The organism is Microbacterium enclense (assembly GCF_004022425.1).
GTDB lineage: Bacteria > Actinomycetota > Actinomycetes > Actinomycetales > Microbacteriaceae > Microbacterium > Microbacterium enclense_A.
On sequence record NZ_RBZY01000027.1, the window covers coordinates 1 to 18,830 of the forward strand.

An 18,830-nucleotide genomic window follows, 5' to 3' on the forward strand; every position below is an offset into this window, starting at 1 on the left:
GATGCCACGGCCTCGGGGTCGTGGCATCCCTCCTCTTCTGCTGCCGAAAGTGCCACGGACCGCACGCGGTGGTGATCGCTCGACGGGGACCGGGTGATTCGGGCTCGCGACTCTCGCGACGCCACGTGCGCATGTATACCTTTGCTCTCATCGCTCCGCTTCAGCGGGGGGATTCCGCGCTCCGGAAGTGCGCGGAGCAGTGGCGAGGGGGCATCGGTGACCGAAGGGGCAGTCGACGCGCGCGATGCGCGGACCGTGGTGGAGTGGCTCACGGGGCGACATGTCTCGTTCCGCCGGGCGCTGTTCGGTGCCCGCGGAGCCTCGCTCGACCCGGCCGCGGCGGCGCTGGGAGCCGACGACGTCCTGTTCGCACCGGTGGGCGTCCCGGTCGAGACCGTCGCCCGCGTCATCCGCTACGACGGTGCGTTCGACGACGTCGGCGACGTGCTGCACGTCGCCGGTCACGCCGTCGAGCTGCAGCACTACGCCGCGGCCGCCTACGTCGAACTCCTCGGCCCGACGGCGATGCGGTTCCTCGACGCGGATGGGTGGCGCGGCTTCCTCGCCGACGCCGATCTCGCGCGCGAGTCGGGAGTATTCACCGCTCCGTTGACGGACACCCGCCTCCGGCTCGCCGACGCCGACGTGCTGCGCGCTCCGTTCGACGTGGCCCCGCCCCGGGCACTGCACCTTCACGCCGACGGGCGGGTCACGGCGGGTGCGCAAGGTGCGGCGGTCGGCGGGGCCGCCGACGTCGGGGCCGTGTTCGCGACACCGCGTCCGCGCTGGACGGCGCTGGCCGGCATCGTCGATCCCGACGAGCTGGCACGAGGGCTGGTCACGCGTCCGTGGCTCGGACGCTTCCTCGGGGCAGCCTCGCTCGCGGCCTCGCTCGGGGATGACGCGGGGGAGATCGACGGGTTCGGCTGGACCGCCCCGAGCGCTCCCGAGGGCGATGCGGCGGTACGGGTCGACGACCCGTTCCTCGTGCGGACGACCGGCGGCGTGCTCCTCATCGACCTCGGCACCCGACGGCGACAGCGGCTGGCCGACGCGACCGTGACCGTCGTGTCGACTCTGCAGTCCTCGAGCGATTCGTCTCGTGCCGCGGCGCGCTTGGCACGGGCCCAGCGTCTGTCGCTCGCCGACGCGCGTCGACTGTGCGCGGAGGCGACCGACGTGCTCGGAGTCCGAACGGGCCTTCCCGCGAGTGCGAAGGCGGATGCCGGGAACGTCATCGCCGCGGATGCCCGGACGACGGAGGCCGCGCGGCCGGGTGGCGGGAAGAGGGACGCCGCCGCCGTCGTCGGGGGAGGCGAGTGAGCCCGGTCTGGCCGGCGCTCGCGCCCGTCGACACCCCGTACGGTGCCGACCGGATCGCGGTGTCGGCGCACGGGCACCGCGTGCGGTTCGCCGACGGTTCGGAGCGGCTCTGCGCGACGAGCGGACTCTGGAACGTCCCGCTCGGATACGGCCACCCGGGCGTCGCCGGGGCCGTGGCGGCGGCGCTGCGCGACGCGTCCTACCTCACGCTCTTCCGGGGCGTGCATCGCCCCGCGCAGGAGGCGGCCGCAGCCTTGCTCGACCTGGCCGGTGTCGACTCCTACCGTCGCGTCATCTTCTCGACGTCCGGCGGCGCCGCCACCGACGCCGTGATGAAACTCTCCCGGCAATACGCCGTCGAACGGGGCGAGCCCGCGCGCTCGATCGTCGTCGGCCTCCGTGGCAGCTACCACGGCACGATGTACGGCAGTCACGCCCTGAGCGGCGACGCCCTCGCGCAGGGGTCCTACGCCCTCGACCGTCGCGCGGTGCGACACGTCGACGCCGACGACCCGGCGGAGCTCGTCGCGCTCCTCCGGCGCGAAGGTTCCCGGGTGGCGGCGGTGGTCGTCGAACCCGTGCTCGGAAGTGGGGCGCACCCGGTCTCGTCCGTGTTCGTCGAGGCGCTTCTCGACCTCCGTGACGAGCACGGATTCCTGGTCGTGGCCGACGAGGTGGCCACGGGCTTCGGTCGTACGGGGCCGCTGTTCGCATCGGGGGAGTGGTCGCGCAGCCCCGACGTGCTGGTGCTGTCCAAGGCTCTGACGAACGGCGCACTCGGCGCGGCGGCGATCCTCGTGGGAACCCGCGTCGCGGCGCTCTTCGCCGACCGCGGCACGACCTTCGTGCATGGCGAGACGCAGGCGGGCACCCCGGCGGTGGCCGCGGCGATCCTCGAGGTCGTCGACGCCTTCGAGCGGCACGACGCGCTCGCCGGCGCCGCCCGCGTGGGCACGGGGACGCGCGCGCTCGCCGAGAGACTGGTCCACGACGGACGCGCCGTCGAGGTGCGCGGGCGCGGCGCGTTCCTCGCCGTCGCCCTCACCGATCCGTCGACGGGAGCACGATTGCCCGCTGAGCGCGTCCCCGCGGCCGTCGCCGCGATCGCCGCCGCCGGAGCGATCGTGCATCCGGGGGTGGATGGCATCCAGCTGATCCCCGCCTACGGCTACGGCGACACCGAGATGGTCGAGCTCGACATGGCGATCCGCGCCGGCCTCGCCCGGATGGCGGAGGACGCCTCGTGAGTGCCGTGGTGCGCCGACGGCGCTCGAGCATCGTGGCCGGAACGTCCATCACCCGCGCCGCGTGCGCCCGCCTGACGGCTGGCCGCCGGACGGCGGTCGTGGTCGACGACCGGTTCGCGCCCCTCGCCGAGGGGCTGGGGCATCCGGCCGACGTCGTCCCGATCGATCCCGGATCGATGGATGCCGCGGCCGTCGAGGCCCTCGCGGATCGGCTGCGCGCAGCGCGGACGCGGGTGATCGTGGCGCTGGGCGGGGGAACGGTGCTCGATGCGGTCACCGTCGCCGCGATCGGCGTCGCATCGCCCGCATCGTTGTCGTGGGCGCTCGAGCGTGCACGAAGCGTTCCGGTCGTGACCCTGCCCGCGCCGGTCGCCGCGGCGCCGGAGGTGATCGCGGTCCCGACCACGGTGGGCACGTCCGCGGAAGCGAACGCCGTCGCGGTCGTCCGGACCCCGCACGGGTACCGGCTGTTCGTCGGGGACGCCGTGCGCCCCCGTCACGCCGTCCTCGACGCGGTCCACTACGCGACTCTGGATGCCACCGACGTGCGGTCGGGGTGTCTCGAAGCGCTGCTCCGCCTCGCGGGTGCGAGCACCGCCCCGCGCGCTCACCCCCGCGCGCACGCCCACGCCGTCGCACTCGCCCAGGCCCTTCTCGCCCTCGGCGACGGCGACCTGGATCACGCGGCGCGGCTGCGCATCGCCCGCTGCAGCGCCGCCACGCAGCGCAGCGCCGCACTGCGCGGACGTGCGCCCTTCAGTCCCCGCCACTGGTACCTCGCGAACGAGGTCTCCTTCGTCGCCCGAACGACGAAGATGCGGGCGACGGCTTCGGTCGTCTCCCGTGTGTGGCAGCGCATCGAGGACGGCGATTCCCGCTGGGGCTCGTTCCCGCCGTTGGAGGCGTTCTGGCGCGAGGCGGTCCGCGACGCGCGGCTCCCGCACGCTCCGGCGGCCGGGATCGACGCCCTCGTCGCGCGGTGGGGGCTCCCGCTCGCTCCGCGACCCGACGCGGAGGCCCGGGCGGCCATGGCCGCCCGGGCAGAGCGGTGGTGGGGCGGGCGGGGGCCAGCGCTGGCGGGACTGACGTCGGCGGACATTCGCGGCGTCCTCGCTCAGGCGCGATGGGATTCCGATGCCCGCACCGGAGCGCCGGACCCCCCGCCCCGGGAACACCCGAGACCACGGAGGGGAGGTGACAACACATGACGTCTCTCTCGATCACCCCGCAGCTGCGATTCGAAGAGCTCGACGCCCTCGACACCCCGAGCTGGGAGAGCTTCTACAAGGGCGTGCTCGCCGGACTCGCCGTCGTCGGCATGGGTGTCGCGATCGCGACCTGATCCCCGCGCCTCGAGATCACCGGAGGAGGTGACACACGCATGACTTCCACGCTGGAGTTCGTCGAGCTCGACTCGATGGACGCGCCCGACGACGGATGGGACTGGTTCCGCGGCTTCAGCTACGGGGTGGCCCTCGGATTCCTCGCCCTGTCCGCCACCTGAGCGGATCGCCGGGGTCCCGGCATCCGTCCCCGCCCGTGCCCGAGGAGGTGATTCATGTCCAACGATCTGGCTCTGCGTTTCGACGAGCTCGACGAGCTCGACGCGCCGATGGAGTGGTGGGAGCACGCCAGCTACATCATCGCCATCGCCGCCGCGACGGTCGCCATCGCGACCTGACCGCTGTCGAGGGGGAGGCGTCGCACGCACGCGTCCCCCTCGACACCCATCCGCCCCGCCCGCCCCCGCTCCGCCCCGCCCCCGCCCCCGCCCCGAGAGAGGACGCATGACCGCCCCGCTCACCGACTCCGTGCGCCGTCGCCTGGCCGATGCCGGGTGCGTGGCCGCGCCCTGCGACGTCTACGTCGGCGACGGCGCCCGCTTCTACGACGACCTGGTCGGCCCGGACCGTTCGGAAATACGCGAGGTGCTCGAGGTCGCGCGTCGCCGCGGTCCCGCGGTGCTGGATCTGGCCGCCGGGAGTGGACGCCTCACCCTCCCGCTGCTGCGCGCCGGCAAGGAAGTGACGGCGCTCGACCTCTCGCCCGACATGCTCGCGCGGCTGCGGGCGGCGCTGCCGATCGCTGTATCCTGCGAGCTCGTCATCGGCGACATGTGCGACCTCGATCTCGGCCGATCGTTCGATCTCATCGTGCTGGGCGCGACGTCGATCACGCTCCTCGAGCGGCCCGACCGCCGGCGGCTGTTCACCGCGGTGCGTCGGCACCTCGGCGCCGGCGGGTCCTTCCTCCTGTCGATCGCCGGGACCGCCGCGTCCGTCTCGCTCCGCGCCTCGACCGACCGCGAGATCACGGTCGGTCCGACCGTGTACCTGCAGTCCCAGCAGGTCGAGGCGGCGCACCGGATCGTGAACTGGATGCCACTGCCGTTGCCGCCCGCGCCCGGTCCCGCGCGCGTGCTGACCACGCGCCTGCAGCTCGTCGACGAGGCCACGGTGGCGGACGAGCTGCGAGACGCCGGATTCCTCCCGCCCGACGTCCTCCCCGTCCGGTCGAGCGGGGTCGCCCCGGGCGAGGGCATGGTCCTGCTGCACGCGCGACCCGACACGGAGGCCCGCGATGACGCGTGACCTCCTCACCCCCGTCGACCCCGCGGTGCCCCGCCTCGCCGACACCGTGGGCTTCGAACGGAGCGCCGACGGGGCGTCCTGGCTCGTCAGCGTCGACGGCGTCCCCGTCTCGCGCGCCTCGGACGCGGTCGCGGCGGCACTGCGCGCGATGGACGGCGTCGCGACCCTCGACGACCTGCGACGCCGCTTCGCGCCGGACCAGACGCCCGAGGCGTTCGGCGCGCTGGTCGATAGGTTCCGCCGCGCCGGGCTCCTGCGCGGCGCCGAGCGTCGGACCGCGGGGCGCCTGACGTACCGACCGCCCCTGACGGTGCAGTTCGCGACGCTCCGCGCCCCGGTCCTGTTCGCGCGCCTGCACCGGGTGCTGCGGCCCGTCCTGCGCCGTGCACTCCTCTGGCCCCTGGCGGTCCTCGTGCTCGCCGGTGTCGTCGCCCTCGTTGCGCAAGCGCCGATGGCGGCGGAGGCGTTGACATCGCCGCTGCCCCTGGACGACCTCCTCCTCATCGCCGTCGTGCTCGTGTGCGCGACGGTGGCGCACGAAGCCGCCCACGGCGTCACGCTCACCCACGGGGGCGCGCGGCCGCGGCGTGCCGGGTTCATGCTGCTCTACCTGGGTCCGGCGTTCTTCGTCGACGTGACCGATGCCTGGCGGCTGCCTTCGCGCACGGCCCGCGTCGCGGTCGCTCTGGCCGGGCCCGCGGTGCACGCCGTCCTCGCCGGTGCCGCGGCGCTCGCCGCGCTCGTCGTGACGGACGCCGATCTCCGCCGCACGCTCCTCGTCCTGGCGTGCGCGTGCGCCACGGTCGTCGCGGTGAACCTCGTGCCCTTCGTGCGCTTCGACGGCTACATCGCCCTCATGAGCGCGCTCGACGAACCGAACCTTCGTGCACGGACGATGGCGGACGCCGCGGAGGGCCTCCGCGGCCTTCTCTTCGGCGGCGAGCGGTCGGCGCGGGCGCTCGACCGGTGGTGGAGCGTGCCGTTCGGCATCCTGAGCGTCGTCGTGCCGACCGTGATCGTCTGGCTCGCCGTCGAACGCGCCATCCGCGCGCTGGTCGGAACGGGACCCGTCGGCGCGTTCCTCGTGCTCGCGCTTCAGGCCGTTGTGGTGATCGCGGTCGGCGCGGGAGTGGCGCGGTGGGTGGCGCGCTGCTGGCGCCTGGGGCGCGGACGTCTTCGTTTCCTCGCGCTGAGCGGAGCACTGCTCGGGGCGTCGGTGGCGCTGGCCGCCCTGGTCCCGGTCGACGACGTCCGCACGATGGGCTACGCGACGACGGACGACGGCGTGACCCTCGTCGTGCCCGCGGGCGCGACCGGCGAGGGCGCGGTCGCGATCGCGGGAGGTCGTTCCGTCGACCTCTCCTCCAGCGGGATTCTCGCCGATGCGCACCTCGTCGCGGGCCGCACTCGCGCCACGTCGTTGCGGGAGGCCACCGTGCCGCTGACGGCGTTCTCGCCGGTGGCGCTCGACGACGTCGCGATCGACGCGCTCGTCGTCGGACGAGTCGACGTCCCCGCCGCAACCACGCTGCCGTCCGCGGGGAGAGCCGGCATCCACCTCGGCACCAGATCGCTCCTGGAGGCGGTCTGGGCGACGCACGTCGCGGTACCCGCCTCGCTGCTCGTGGCATCCCTCCTCCCTCCGCCCCCCGACTCGAAAGAAGACCGATGACCGACCACGCCCTCGAGGTGCGTCACCTCACCAAGACCTACGGCTCCCGCACGGTGGTCGACGACGTCTCGTTCGTGGTCCAGCGCGGCCGTGTCGTGGGTCTCCTCGGACCCAACGGGGCGGGCAAGTCCACGACGCTGAAGACGATCGTCGGACTCGCCGCGCCGACCGACGGCGAGGCGCTGATCGACGGGATGCCGTTCGCGCGGCTCTCGCATCCGTCCGCGCACATCGGCGTGCAGATGGACGGTTTCGGCTTCGAGCTCGGCATCAGCGCGCGCCGACATCTCGAGATCGTCCGCCTCGCCGTCGGTGCCCCGCGGGCGCGGATCGACGAGGTCCTCCACGAGGTCGGTCTCGTCGCCGACGCACGGCGGCGGGTCAAGACCTTTTCGACGGGAATGGTGCAGCGGCTCGGACTCGCGACCGCGCTCATCGGCTCGCCCCGCACGCTCGTGCTCGACGAACCCGCGAACGGCCTCGACCCCGATGGCATCCGGTGGCTCCGCCGCTACCTTCGCGCGTTCGCGGATGCCGGTGGCTCCGTGCTCGTCTCGAGCCACCAGCTCGCAGAACTCGAGCACACCGCCGACGACCTCGTCATCCTGAACCGGCGCGTGCTCTACGCCGGGCCGCTCGGCGGGTTGGTGCGCGGCGACGGCGTCTCGCTCGAGGACCGGTACTTCGAACTCGTCGAGGGGAGCCGCGCGTGATCGGCGTGATCCGTGCCGAGGTTCTCCGCGCGCACAGCGGCGCCAACACGCTCGCCGTGCTGCTGCTCGCGGCATTCATCCCCGTGATCGTCCTCACGAGCGACGACACCCTCGGACGGATGACATCCCTTGATGCCGACACCGCGGCGGCGCTGACGTTCGCGCCGTTGGCGTGGTCGTTCGTCGCCGCCGCGTTCGCGGGGTCGTTCGGGGTCACCCGCGAGTTCTACTACGTCTCGGCGGGACGAACGGTCGTGCACAGCGGCTTCCGCCGTGTCTTCGTCGGCAAGCAGATCGCCGCGGTGCTCGTCGGACTCGCCCTCACGGTCGGCGTCGCCGCCGCGTGGTGCGTGGTCGCGGCGATCGTGCTCGGGGTGAACGGGCTGACGCTCGCCGCGACCGCCGACGTCGTCCGGGTCGTGCTCGGGGCTCTCCCCGGAGCGGTGCTCGGTGCCGTCATGGGGGCGTCGATCGGGTGGATCGTCGGCAACTACTACGCCACTGCCGCCATCGTGCTCGCCGGGCCCATCGCCCTCGAGCTCGCGCTGCTCGGAACCGCGCCCGACGTCGCGCGCTTCCTCCCCGGCCTCTCCCTCGCAGCCCTGGCATCGCCGCAGAACCACCCCGGGCTGCTCGAGCCCGGCCCCGCGGTCGCGGTCGCGGTCGCCTGGACGCTTCTCCTCGTGGCGGGCGGCTGGGTCGTCGGTCGGCGACGGTTCGCGTGAGCGCCGTGGTTCCGCTCCTCACCGGCATCCGGCGCGCGCTCGCCGCACAGGCCGTCAGTGCCGTCGGCGACGTTCCCCTCGCGGGGGTGTGCGCCGGAGCGCTCCTGCTGTCGGCGTCCATCGCGGCCAACGTCCCCGCCGACATCGCGGCCGCGCCCGACGACGTGAAGGCGCTCGTCGCGGCGCCTCTTGCGACGGTGCTCGCCGTGTACGCTGCCGTCCTCGCCGCGATCTACGGTTCGTTCCGTTACACCGTCGACCGCCGGGCCGGCGTGGTGGCGCAGCGGTCGACCGCGCAGCCGCGGCCCTGGGCCCTCGTCGCGCGGCTGCCCTTCACCGCTCTCGGCGGGGTGCTCGTGGCCGCGGCGTCGGTCATCGGCGGGCGTCTCGCCCTCGCCCCGACCCTCGGCGGCGTCGGACTGGATGCCGTCACGGTCGCGGCTGCGCTCGCCGTCGGTGCCGTGGCCGCGCTGTGGGGCCTCGGCGTGGGCCTGCTCGTCCAGGCGCACTTGCCGTCGCTCTTCGTGGCCCCGCTGTCGTTGAGTGGAGCGCTTCTCGCGGCGCCACTCTGGCCCGACGTCGTCGGCTGGCTTCCGCTCCCGGCGCTGCTCAGTGCCGCGGGGCTCGACCTGGGAGCGCTCGGCCTCGACGGTGGCGTCGGCCCCGCGGCCGGCATCGCTCCGGCGGTCGCGGGGGCGTGGGTCGTCGCCATCCTGGCCGCGGGTGGGTGGTCGTTCCTCCACCGCGACCTGGGCTGACCGGCATCCAGCCCCCCCGACCGCGGCGGGCGGACGCCGGGCGTCAGACGCGAACGCGGGCGACGGTCTCGCCGTACTCCGTCTCGCCGACGGGTTCGAAGCCCGCGCGGAGGAAGAACGCCTCGGGCCCACCGACACCGGGTTCGTAGATGACGTCGACGTGGTTCATGCCCCGGCGACGTGCTTCCTCCAAGAGCTCACCGAGTGCGAAACGGCCGACGCCGCGGCCCTGGTCGTCGGCGTCGACGTTGATGCGCCACAGCACCGAGCGGAAGTGCTCCTCGTGCGCTTCGGGGTCGAAGTTCGCGCTCACGAAGCCCACGACCTCGTCACCGTCCAGCACGACCCGCTGCCACGACGTCTGCGGATCCATCACCGTGGCGGCGATGCCGTAACTCACCGGGGCGAGGAACTGCTCCTGCCCGGGCTTCAGCGACAGGTTGTTCACCGCCACGATCGTGGAGGCGGAGAGTTCGACGAGACGAAGGTCGGCCATGCGCCCAGGCTATCCGCCCCGCCGATCCGCGCAACATTTCGGATGCCATCGCCCCGGCATCCACCCGCTCCCGTCCCGAGAAACGCAATGCACGGCGAGAAACGCGGTGCCGCGCCGTTTCCCGGCGCGAATCGCTTTTCTCGGGCAGGAGAGCCCCCAACTATCTCGACATCAAGAGACTTTGTGGCCGTGCGATAGGCTGAAGCGCAACCCTGGCCGCCTCTACGGAGAGATTCAACGTGCCCGATTCCACCATCATCTACACGTACACCGACGAGGCGCCGGCGCTTGCTACGGCGTCGTTCCTGCCCATCGTGCAGGCCGTCACGACGCAGGCGGGCATCGATGTCGAGACCCGCGACATCTCGCTCGCCGGCCGCATCCTCGCCGCCTTCCCGCAGCGCCTCACCCCCGAGCAGCACGTCGGCGACGCACTCGCCGAACTGGGCGGTCTCGCCACGCTCCCCGAGGCGAACATCATCAAGCTGCCCAACATCTCCGCATCCATTCCCCAGCTCAAGGCCGCGATCGCCGAGCTGCAGTCGCAGGGATACGACATCCCCGACTACCCCGATGACGCGACGAGCGTCGAAGACAAGGACGTGCGGGCGCGGTACGACCGCATCAAGGGCTCGGCCGTCAACCCGGTGCTCCGCGAGGGCAACAGCGACCGCCGTGCCCCGCTCGCGGTGAAGAACTACGCGAAGAAGCACCCGCACCGTAACAAGCCGTTCGTCGAGGGCTCGAAGACCCGCGTCGCGACGATGGGTCACGACGACTTCAAGAGCAACGAGAAGTCGTGGGTCGCCGCGCACGACGACGTGCTCACCATCCGTCACACGGCGGAAGACGGCACGGTGACCGTCCTGAAAGACAACCTCAAGGTCCTCCCGCGCGAGATCGTGGATGCCACGTTCCTCTCGGCCGCGGCCCTCGACACGTTCCTCGCAGAGACCGTCGCCCAGGCCCAGGCCGACGACGTGCTCTTCTCTGTGCACCTCAAGGCCACGATGATGAAGGTCAGCGACCCGATCATCTTCGGTCACGTCGTGAAGGCGTACTTCGCCGACGTGTTCGCGCAGTACGGCGAGAAGATCGCGGCGGCGGGCCTGAACCCGAACAACGGGCTCGGCGGCATCCTGTCGGGTCTCGGTTCGGTCGACGGCGGCGCCGAGATCGCCGCGGCGTTCGAAAAGGCCGTCGACGACGCCGCGCGCCTGTCGTACGTCAACTCCGACAAGGGCATCACGAACCTCCACGTCCCCTCCGACGTCATCGTGGATGCCTCGATGCCCGCGCTCATCCGCAACGGCGGCAAGCTCTGGGGCGCCGACGGGGGAGAGGCCGACACGCTCGCCGTCATCCCCGACTCGTCGTACGCCGGTGTGTACCAGGCCGTGATCGACGACGTGATTGCCAACGGTCCGCTCAACCCGGCCACGATCGGCACCGTCCCGAACGTGGGCCTCATGGCGCAGGCCGCCGAGGAGTACGGCAGCCACGACAAGACGTTCGAGATCGACGCGGCCGGTCGCGTCGAGGTCGTCGACGGCGACGGCAACGTCGTCATCGAGCACGACGTGCAGCCCGGCGATATCTGGCGCGCGACCCAAACGAAGTACGTCGCGGTCGTCGACTGGGTGAACCTCGCCGTTCGCCGCGCCCGCGCCACGAACGTCCCGGCCGTCTTCTGGCTCGACGTGAACCGCGCCCACGACGCCCAGATCATCGCGAAGGTCTACCAGGCGCTCGCGACGATCGACACCCAGGGCCTCGAGCTCCTGATCCTGCCGCCCGCCGAAGCCACGCGATACACGCTCGCGCGTCTGCGTCACGGCCTCGACACGATCTCGGTCACCGGCAACGTGCTGCGCGACTACCTCACCGACCTCTTCCCCATCCTCGAGGTCGGCACGAGCGCCAAGATGCTCTCGATCGTGCCGCTGCTCGCGGGCGGTGGTCTGTTCGAGACCGGCGCCGGCGGATCGGCTCCGAAGCACGTCCAGCAGCTCGTCGAAGAGAACTACCTGCGCTGGGACTCGCTGGGGGAGTTCTTCGCCCTCGCCGCCTCGCTCGAGCACTACGCCGGCTTCACCGGCAACGCCCGCGCGCAGGTGCTCGCCGACACGCTGGACGCCGCGACCGGCTCGTTCCTCGAGAACGACAAGTCGCCGGGACGTGCACTCGGCACGATCGACAACCGCGGCAGCCACTTCTACCTCGCCCTGTACTGGGCACAGGAGCTGGCGACGCAGACGGCGGATGCCGACCTCGCCGCGGTCTTCGCGCCGGTGGCCGAGGCCCTCGCCTCGAACGAGGACGCGATCGTCGAGGAGCTCCTCGCCGTGCAGGGTCAGCCCGCGGAGATCGGCGGCTACTACCGCCCCGACACCGCGCTGGTCGAGAAGGTCATGCGCCCCTCGGCGACGCTGAACGGGATCATCGACGCCCTGCGCTGATCGACTGACAGAAGAGGGGTGGATGCCAGTGGCATCCACCCCTCTTCTGTTCCTGCCGGGCGGAGGTCGGCAGATTCCGCTCGCCCTGTCGCCGCTCCCTCTCGGCACAACTCCGGCAGATGTCGCGGCCGCGCACGGCCGGCTGCCGCTGCGGTACACAACGCAGGAGTTCTGCGGGGCGGTTGCCGCCGTTCCGGCGGTCGGGGTCTCCGGCGGGCCGATTCTCCTTCGTTGTGTCCTCGGGCGGCTCCTGCCCGGCACAACTCCGGCAGATGTCGCGGCCACGCCCGCGCGGCGGCCACAGCACCCCGACGGCCAAAGAACGACGAAGGGGCCGGATGCCATGGCATCCGACCCCTGTCGACGGTGGCTCAGTAGTGGACCGACACCTCGGTGCCGCGGTAGGCCCAGTCATACAGCAGCTTGGCGTTGGCGATCGTCAGGTTGATGCACCCGTGGCTCATCGGCGTCCCGAAGTTGCTGTGCCAGTACGTGCCGTGGAACCCCTCGTCGCCGTTGAAGTAGGCGACCCAGGGCACGTCCTTGGTGCACCAGTCGTAGCCGGGGACACAGCCCATGTCCTGCATCGCGGTCTTCCAGCCGATGCGGAAGTTGCCGGTGTGGGTCTCCCAGCCGCTCTTGCCCGAGGACATCGACCAGTGCTGGTACACCTGACCGTTCTGGTACAGCGTGACGGTCTGGTTGCTCAGGTTGACGTCGATGTTGCGCTCGGTCTTCGTCGTCTCGAACGGTGCCTCGGTGACCGCCAGCGCGTAGCGGCCGTTGCCCTCGGCCAGCTGCGCGGCGAAGGCGGCGGCGATCCCCGAGGTGTCGCCGAGCGTGCGGCCGGTCTGGCCCTCGGTGATGGTGTGGATGACCGCGCCACCGGTGTCGACGATCACGTCGGCGTTGACCGCCCCGCGATCGACCGCGCCGGCGAGACCATCGACCGCCGTCTGGATGCCGGCCTGGTCGGCCGTGATCGCGAAGGCGCCCTCACCGTCGGACGTGACCGTCAGCCATGACGCGGCGGTCGCGCGGTCGACCGCGACGGTGCGCTCGTCACCGATGTAGAAGCCCGCGGAATCGAGGATGCCGTTCAGGGTGGCGACGGCGGCGTCGGCCTCTTCGGTGCTTACCAACGCGTCGACCGGGACGACACCGGCCTGCGCGGTCGTCTGCGCGGTGCCCGCGTCGAACGCGGATTGGAGAGCGGCGGTGACGGTGGAAACGTCGAGGCCCTCGCCCGGTTCGGCCGGGGTCGCAACGTAGGACTGCGCACCGCTGTCGAACGCGACGGTGGCGTCGACCGGGGCGCGGTAGCTGCCGGGAGCGCGCTCGCGGAGCACAGCGGCGGCCGCAGCGGGGTCGACCTGGATCTCGACCCCGGTGCCGGTGGGGAACCACGACGCCGGCTTCCACATGGGGTTGTCGGCGAAGGCCTTCTCGGCGATCGCGGTGGCGTCGACGCTGGCGCCGAGGTCGGCACCCGTGACGGTCACGTCGCCGGCCGGGCTCTCGACGGTCACCTCCGTGCTCGCGAGGCGAGCCGAGATGGCCTGCGCGGCCGCTCCGGCGGTGAGACCGCCGATCTGCACGCCGGCCACCGAGGCACCGGGGGCGATGAGCACCAGCGAGGCAGCGATGAGGGCGACGGCCGTCGCCCCGGCGGGGATTCCGATCCACAGGCCGGAGCGGTTCTTCCGCTTGGCGGGCTCGCTCGGAGCCCACGCGTACGTCGTTGCGTCGGTGCCGTTCGCGCCGTCGGTCATAGGTGATCCCCCCGATAAGTCAGTCTTTCCATGCTAAGGGGGCACCCTGCGACGCGCCCGTGAGGTTTGTCACGTTCTCATCACGCCGACGCCGGGGTGCTCAGTTCGCGAAGACCTTGCCCGGATTCAGGATGCCGAGCGGGTCGAACGCGCGCGCGATGTCGCGTTGCAGGCGCCACTGGTCGTCGCCGAGCTCGTCCGCGAGCCAGCGGCGTTTGAGCACCCCGACGCCGTGTTCCCCGGTCAGGGTCCCGCCCAGGTCGAGGGCGGCGCGGAACAGATCCTCGGCCGCGGACCAGACGACGGCCGGCACGTCGGGCCCGTCGAACACGAAGTTCGGGTGCAGGTTTCCGTCGCCGGCGTGGGCGACCGTGGGGATCACGAGGCCGTACTCGCGCTCTATCCGCGCGATGGCGTCGAACATCGCGGGGAGAGCGCTGCGCGGCACCGATATGTCCTCGATGAGCGTGGTGCCCAGGGTCTCCATGGCGGGATGGAGCGCGCGGCGGATCGCGAGCAGCGCCTCGCCCTCGACGTCGTCGGCCGCGACGGCGACTCGGCCGCCAACTCCGCGCAGCACCTCGGCGATCCCGCGCGCCTCGTCGGCTGCCGTCGGGCCGTCCGTCTGGATCGTCAGCTGGGCGGCGCCCGCGGGCGGCGGGGCGAGCGACAGCAGGCGATGCACGGCCGCGAGGCTCGTGGCATCCATCAGTTCCATGATCGCGGGCTGGATGCCGGACACCGTGACCGCGGCCGATGCCACCGCCGCCGATCGCACGTCGTCGAAGAGCGCGGTCAGCGTCACGCGTTCGCCCGCAATCAAGCGGCGGAGTTTCAGCGTCGCGCCGACGACGACGCCGAGGATGCCTTCGGAGCCGATGACGAGCGAGGTCAGATCGAGGCCCGTGACGCCCTTGACGCTGCGGTGCCCGAGGTGCAGCAGCCGTCCGTCGGCGAGGACGAGGTCGACGCCGAGGACCGCGTCGCGTACGACGCCGTACTTGGCGCACAGCAGGCCTCCCGCGCCGGTGGCGATGTTGCCGCCCACGGTCGAGATGGCGCGACTCGCGGGGTCCGGCGCCCACCACACCCCGTGCGGTTCGAGCAGGGCGTTCAGATCGGCGTTCAGGATGCCGGGCTCCACCACCGTGAGCAGATCGTCGGGGCGGATCTCAAGGACGCGATCCATGGCGCGCAGAGACAGCGAGATCTCGCCGCCGCCCGTGTTGGCGCCGCCCGCGAGTCCGGTGCCGGCGCCGCGCGGAACCACCGGGGTGCGGGTGGCCGTCGCGGTCCGCATCACGGCCCGGACGTCGGCGACGGAGGCCGCATGGACGACGGCGAGGGGAGTGCCGGACGCGGCGTGCCCGGACTTGTCCGCCCGAGCCGCGGCGAGGGCGGCGGGGGAGACGTCGACGCGATCGCCGAGTTCTGCTCTCAGCAGCGCGACGACGTCGGCGCTCACGCCAGGCGCCGGCGGCCGTTCAGGGCGCCGAAGGTGACGGCGACGATGGCGAAGATCAGTCCGATCCAGGCCTGCCCCATGCTCCACCAGGCGATCGTGGCCGCGGCGTAGACGAACAGCTCGACGATCGCGCGGATGAACGGATGGACCGCGAGGACGGCGCGCGGCGAGACGAACAACGCCCACACGAGGATCGCGAGGACGGGGGCGCCGATCCCGGCGACGATGTTCCAGGGGAAGGGCCAGCCGGTGAAGCCCCAGATCGCGAGGGTCACGAACGCGGCGACACCGCACAGCACGCTGCCGATCTCGACCGCCGTCGGGCGCGGACGCATACCGGGGGCGAGGGGCGCCTGCGCGCGGACGTTCGGGGAATCGGTCACGCCGCCATTTTACGTGGGGTGCGGGCCGTGGCATCCGAGATCCTTCGCACACGAGCGACACGCCCGGGCGCGTGTCAGCGCGACCCGGTAGGGTGAGGGGGTCGCGACTGGCGTTGAGGTGGGGAACCACCGGGGAGCGACCGCTTGACGGTATTCGACCGCACGCCTGGGTCGATGCGGTATCTTCGCGGGCTCGCCGAGCCCGCGGCATCCGGAACCATCGTCAAGGAGATCGCATGACCGATCCGTACTTCACCGCCCCGCTCTCGGAGGTCGACCCCGAGATCGCCCAGGTGCTCGAGCGCGAGCTCGACCGCCAGCGTGGCTATCTCGAGATGATCGCGTCCGAGAACTTCGTCCCCGTCTCGGTGCTGCAGTCGCAGGGGTCCGTTCTGACCAACAAGTACGCCGAGGGCTACCCGGGTCGTCGGTACTACGGCGGATGCGAAGAGGTCGACGTCGCCGAGGAGCTCGCGATCGAGCGCGCGAAGGCGCTGTTCGGCGCGGGTTTCGCGAACGTCCAGCCGCACTCCGGCGCGTCCGCGAACGCCGCCGTCCTGCACGCGATCGCCCGTCCCGGCGACACGCTGCTCGGTCTCGCGCTCGACCAGGGCGGTCACCTGACGCACGGCATGAAAATCAACTTCTCGGGCCGTCTGTACGACATCGTCGCGTACGGGGTCGACCCCGAGACCTCGATCATCGACATGGACGAGGTCCGCCGTCTCGCCGTCGAGCACAAGCCCAAGGTCATCATCGCCGGGTGGTCGGCGTACCCGCGCCAGCTCGACTTCGCCGCGTTCCGTGCGATCGCCGACGAGGTCGGTGCCCTCCTGTGGGTCGACATGGCGCACTTCGCCGGTCTCGTGGCCGCCGGTGTGCACCCGAGCCCCATCCCGCACGCCCACGTCGTCTCGACCACGGTCCACAAGACGATCGGCGGACCCCGCTCGGGCCTCATCCTCACGAACGACCCCGACCTCGCGAAGAAGATCAACACCGCGGTCTTCCCCGGTCAGCAGGGCGGCCCGCTCATGCACGTCATCGCCGCCAAGGCCACGGCGTTCAAGCTCGCGATGACGCCCGAGTTCAAGGAACGTCAGGAGCGCACGCTCCGCGGAGCGGCGATCCTCGCCGACCGTCTCACCCAGGACGACGTGAAGAACGCCGGTATCGCCGTGCGCTCGGGCGGCACCGACGTGCACCTCGTGCTCGTCGACCTCCGCGAGGCCGAGATCGACGGCAAGCAGGCCGAAGACCTGCTGCACGAGATCCACATCACGGTCAACCGCAACGCCGTCCCCAACGACCCGCGCCCGCCGATGGTCACGTCCGGGCTGCGCATCGGAACTCCGGCCCTCGCGACGCGCGGGTTCGGAGACGCGGAGTTCACCGAGGTGGCCGACATCATCGCGCTCGCGCTGATCCCCGGCGCCGACGTCGAGGCGTTGCGCACCCGCGTGGCCGCGCTGACGGCGGCGTTCCCGCTGTACCCCGGCCTGCAGCAGTGACCCCGCCGGGGCCCGGCGCCGCCCGTTCTGCGGCGCCGGGTCCTGGCATCCGGTGTTCCAGGACCGAGCGCCCCGGCGGAGCCAGCGCACTGCTCGCATAAACGCTCCGGCTCAGCGCAAACGCCCGGGCGCGGCGTTTCGGCCGACCCCGAGCGTTTATGGCGCGAGCACCCCCACGCAATCTCAGAGGAAGAGGGATGCCATGACGGCGACGATTCTCGACGGCAAGGCCGCGGCGGCGGCGATCAAGACGGAGCTCGCCGAGCGGATCGCGGCGCTGCGCGAGCGCGGAATCGTGCCAGGCATCGCCACCGTGCTCGTCGGCGCCGACCCGGCGTCGCAGCTGTACGTCGGCATGAAGCACAAGCAGTCCGAGGCGATCGGCATGAATTCGATCCAGGTCGAGCTGCCCGCCGCGTCGACGCAGGAAGAGGTCGAGGCGGTGATCGACGGCCTCAACGCCGACCCGGCCTGTCACGGCTACATCGTGCAGCTGCCGCTGCCGAAGCACCTCGACACCGACGCGATCCTCGAACGCATCGATCCGGCGAAGGATGCCGACGGCCTCCACCCCACGAACCTCGGCCGCCTGGTGCTGAACGTCAACGCCCCCATCACGACGCCGCTGCCGTGCACGCCGCGCGGTGTCATCGAGTTGCTGCTCCGCAACGACTACGACCTGAAGGGCAAGGAGGTCGTCGTCGTGGGCCGCGGCGTCACGATCGGCCGCTCGATCGGGCTGCTGCTGACCCGCCGCGAGATCAACGCGACCGTGACCCTCACGCACACCGGAACGACCGATCTGACGAAGCACCTGCGTGAGGCCGACGTCATCGTGGCGGCCGCGGGCGTGAAGCACATCGTGCGTGCCGAGGACGTCAAGCCCGGTGCCGCGGTGCTCGACGTGGGCGTGACCCGGGAGATCGACCCCGAGACGGGGAAGAACCGCGTCTACGGCGACGTGCACCCCGACGTGGCCGCGGTCGCCGGGTTCCTCTCGCCCAATCCGGGCGGGGTGGGGCCGATGACCGTCGCGCTGCTGATGACCAACGTCGTCGAAGCCGCGGAGCGCGCGACCGGACTCTGACCCGTCGCAGGTGAACCACGCGCGCACGCGCCCTGAACACACGGAGCCCCGACACGCCAGCGGGGTGCGCCGATCCGCGCGACGTGGCATCGTCGTCTCATGACTGAGTCCGTGCTGAACGACCTCCTCCGCCGCGTCACCGAGAGCGGCCTGCTCGACGAGCCGAGCATCGATGACGACACCGTCGTCGGACTGGGCCACCTGGATGCCGCGGGCGTCGAGGTGGAGGTCGATCTCGACCCCGAGATCGACGACGAGGACGAGCCCGACGTCGAGGCGATCATGACGTCGCTGTCGGACATCCTCTCCGTGAGCGAGGACCGCTGGCGTGCGATCGTCGACGAGGTGGTGACCGAGATCGAGGACGCGCTCGAGGACGACGAGGTCGACAGCGAGATCGACCTGCGTACCGACCTCGAGGCCGTGGGCGTCGGCGTGTTCGCCGACGCGATCATCGTGGTGTTCGCCGGAGCAATGTCGTTCCCCGACGCGCTCGTGCACGTGCAGCTCACCCCGGAGCTCGAGGTCGAGGACATCGAGATCGTCGGCGACGACGACGACGATGAGGACGAGGAAGACGACGACGAGGACTGACCCGTGACGAAGGGGGCCGGGCGTGATCGTCCGG

19 protein-coding genes and 1 riboswitch are annotated in these 18,830 nt (G+C 71.8%); of the genes, 15 read left to right on the forward strand and 4 right to left on the reverse strand.

Annotated elements, in window-relative coordinates:
• The first annotated feature begins 216 nt into the window (after positions 1–216).
• The 11 genes from mpaB to D8Y23_RS08765 all read left to right on the forward strand — a co-directional run bounded on the left by mpaB (position 217) and on the right by D8Y23_RS08765 (position 9,029).
• Positions 217–1,323: a daptide biosynthesis RiPP recognition protein gene (gene mpaB, locus D8Y23_RS08730; protein ID WP_128217768.1), complete on the forward strand. Its 1,107-nt coding sequence runs from the start codon at positions 217–219 to the stop codon at positions 1,321–1,323.
• Positions 1,320–2,570, forward strand: a complete 1,251-nt coding sequence (mpaD, locus tag D8Y23_RS08735; protein ID WP_128217769.1) for a daptide-type RiPP biosynthesis aminotransferase — start codon at positions 1,320–1,322, stop codon at positions 2,568–2,570. Before mpaB ends, mpaD begins: the two co-directional genes overlap by 4 nt.
• Positions 2,567–3,778: an iron-containing alcohol dehydrogenase gene (locus D8Y23_RS08740; protein ID WP_128217770.1), complete on the forward strand. Its 1,212-nt coding sequence runs from the start codon at positions 2,567–2,569 to the stop codon at positions 3,776–3,778. Before mpaD ends, D8Y23_RS08740 begins: the two co-directional genes overlap by 4 nt.
• The gene (gene mpaA1, locus D8Y23_RS16785; RefSeq protein WP_164878183.1) at positions 3,775–3,912 is read left to right on the forward strand and encodes an MpaA1 family daptide-type RiPP; all 138 of its coding nucleotides are present in this window, start codon (positions 3,775–3,777) and stop codon (positions 3,910–3,912) included. The genes D8Y23_RS08740 and mpaA1 overlap by 4 nt, the downstream gene beginning before the upstream one ends.
• Positions 3,913–3,951: 39 nt before the next feature.
• A complete protein-coding gene (gene mpaA2 / locus D8Y23_RS17210) occupies positions 3,952–4,074 on the forward strand; it encodes an MpaA2 family daptide-type RiPP (protein WP_260027083.1) in 123 nt (40 codons plus the stop codon).
• A 54-nt stretch (positions 4,075–4,128) separates the two neighbouring features.
• Positions 4,129–4,251 (forward strand): MpaA3 family daptide-type RiPP, encoded by a 123-nt coding sequence (gene mpaA3, locus D8Y23_RS17215; RefSeq protein ID WP_275087504.1) that lies wholly within the window; start codon positions 4,129–4,131, stop codon positions 4,249–4,251.
• 106 nt (positions 4,252–4,357) lie between these two features.
• Positions 4,358–5,161 (forward strand): daptide-type RiPP biosynthesis methyltransferase, encoded by an 804-nt coding sequence (gene mpaM, locus D8Y23_RS08745; protein WP_128217771.1) that lies wholly within the window; start codon positions 4,358–4,360, stop codon positions 5,159–5,161.
• Complete coding sequence (gene mpaP, locus D8Y23_RS08750) at positions 5,151–6,833, forward strand: daptide biosynthesis intramembrane metalloprotease (protein ID WP_128217772.1); 1,683 nt, start codon at positions 5,151–5,153, stop codon at positions 6,831–6,833. Before mpaM ends, mpaP begins: the two co-directional genes overlap by 11 nt.
• Positions 6,830–7,546, forward strand: a complete 717-nt coding sequence (locus D8Y23_RS08755) for an ABC transporter ATP-binding protein (protein WP_128217773.1) — start codon at positions 6,830–6,832, stop codon at positions 7,544–7,546. Before mpaP ends, D8Y23_RS08755 begins: the two co-directional genes overlap by 4 nt.
• Positions 7,543–8,271: an ABC transporter permease gene (locus tag D8Y23_RS08760; RefSeq protein WP_128217774.1), complete on the forward strand. Its 729-nt coding sequence runs from the start codon at positions 7,543–7,545 to the stop codon at positions 8,269–8,271. The genes D8Y23_RS08755 and D8Y23_RS08760 overlap by 4 nt, the downstream gene beginning before the upstream one ends.
• Positions 8,268–9,029 (forward strand): hypothetical protein, encoded by a 762-nt coding sequence (locus tag D8Y23_RS08765; RefSeq protein WP_128217775.1) that lies wholly within the window; start codon positions 8,268–8,270, stop codon positions 9,027–9,029. Before D8Y23_RS08760 ends, D8Y23_RS08765 begins: the two co-directional genes overlap by 4 nt.
• Before the next feature lie 43 nt (positions 9,030–9,072).
• On the opposite strand, the gene D8Y23_RS08770 is transcribed toward D8Y23_RS08765, so the two are convergent.
• A complete protein-coding gene (locus tag D8Y23_RS08770) occupies positions 9,073–9,525 on the reverse strand; it encodes a GNAT family N-acetyltransferase (RefSeq protein WP_128217776.1) in 453 nt (150 codons plus the stop codon).
• A 239-nt stretch (positions 9,526–9,764) separates the two neighbouring features.
• Here D8Y23_RS08770 and D8Y23_RS08775 point away from each other — a divergent pair, with 239 nt between their 5' ends.
• A complete protein-coding gene (locus D8Y23_RS08775; RefSeq protein ID WP_128217777.1) occupies positions 9,765–11,984 on the forward strand; it encodes an NADP-dependent isocitrate dehydrogenase in 2,220 nt (739 codons plus the stop codon).
• Between the two features lie 371 nt (positions 11,985–12,355).
• Here D8Y23_RS08775 and D8Y23_RS08780 read toward each other — a convergent pair whose 3' ends face one another.
• From D8Y23_RS08780 to D8Y23_RS08790, 3 genes are all read right to left on the reverse strand, one after another.
• Positions 12,356–13,756 carry a L,D-transpeptidase family protein gene (locus D8Y23_RS08780; RefSeq protein WP_128217778.1) on the reverse strand — a complete coding sequence of 467 codons (1,401 nt, stop codon included), beginning with the start codon at positions 13,754–13,756 and terminating at the stop codon, positions 12,356–12,358.
• 100 nt (positions 13,757–13,856) lie between these two features.
• Positions 13,857–15,221, reverse strand: coding sequence for an FAD-binding oxidoreductase (locus tag D8Y23_RS08785; RefSeq protein WP_128217779.1), 1,365 nt, complete (start codon positions 15,219–15,221; stop codon positions 13,857–13,859).
• Positions 15,218–15,604 carry a YrdB family protein gene (locus D8Y23_RS08790; RefSeq protein ID WP_205796965.1) on the reverse strand — a complete coding sequence of 129 codons (387 nt, stop codon included), beginning with the start codon at positions 15,602–15,604 and terminating at the stop codon, positions 15,218–15,220. The genes D8Y23_RS08785 and D8Y23_RS08790 overlap by 4 nt, the downstream gene beginning before the upstream one ends.
• Positions 15,605–15,697: 93 nt before the next feature.
• Positions 15,698–15,783: riboswitch (ZMP/ZTP riboswitch) on the forward strand.
• Positions 15,784–15,840: 57 nt separating this feature from the next.
• On the opposite strand from D8Y23_RS08790, the gene glyA reads away from it, so the two are divergent.
• The 3 genes from glyA to D8Y23_RS08805 all read left to right on the forward strand — a co-directional run bounded on the left by glyA (position 15,841) and on the right by D8Y23_RS08805 (position 18,796).
• Positions 15,841–17,115 (forward strand): serine hydroxymethyltransferase, encoded by a 1,275-nt coding sequence (gene glyA / locus D8Y23_RS08795; RefSeq protein ID WP_128217780.1) that lies wholly within the window; start codon positions 15,841–15,843, stop codon positions 17,113–17,115.
• A 202-nt stretch (positions 17,116–17,317) separates the two neighbouring features.
• Positions 17,318–18,202, forward strand: coding sequence for a bifunctional methylenetetrahydrofolate dehydrogenase/methenyltetrahydrofolate cyclohydrolase (locus D8Y23_RS08800; protein WP_128217781.1), 885 nt, complete (start codon positions 17,318–17,320; stop codon positions 18,200–18,202).
• 99 nt (positions 18,203–18,301) lie between these two features.
• Complete coding sequence (locus tag D8Y23_RS08805) at positions 18,302–18,796, forward strand: cytochrome C5 (protein ID WP_128217782.1); 495 nt, start codon at positions 18,302–18,304, stop codon at positions 18,794–18,796.
• Positions 18,797–18,830 lie beyond the last annotated feature (34 nt).